Here is a 440-nt window from a genome sequence, read left to right on the forward strand (position 1 = left end):
AACCTAAACAGCGGATAATGCTCCGAGGCCGTCTGACAAATAGAAGATTGAATACTCACACCTATTCTACACTTTCAGACGGCCTTTCTTTCCTTTTAAGCCAAGACGAACCAGTTATCCGGCAACTTGCCGCCCAGAGGTTTCGGATTGACCTGCATCAGGATTTCGTAAAACTTCAAAATCTCGTTCTTCCCTTCGATGCCTTTGGTTCCCGTCAGACGTGCGCCGTCCAAGCCCATGACTAGAGCGGGTTCGGGGGTGGGTAGGTAGTTTTTGCCGATTTTCGCGGCGCTTTGTCGGTTGGCTAGTATCCAGTTTAGCGTGTTTTTCAAATCCTGATGGAAGATTTCGAACTGCGCTTTGTGTGCGTGGAAATATTCTTTGTTGGCGATGATGCCCGCTATCGGAATCAGCGGTTTGGTTTCAAGCGTTTGTTCCTG

1 pseudogene is annotated in these 440 nt (G+C 48.6%); it reads right to left on the reverse strand.

Annotation, left to right across the window (positions count from 1 at the left end):
- Nucleotides 1–95: 95 nt before the first annotated feature.
- A pseudogene (locus ACTHUT_RS22125) lies at nt 96–440 on the reverse strand (ABC transporter substrate-binding protein); the annotation flags it as partial.

This window comes from Neisseria sp. P0022.S010, from assembly GCF_051956635.1.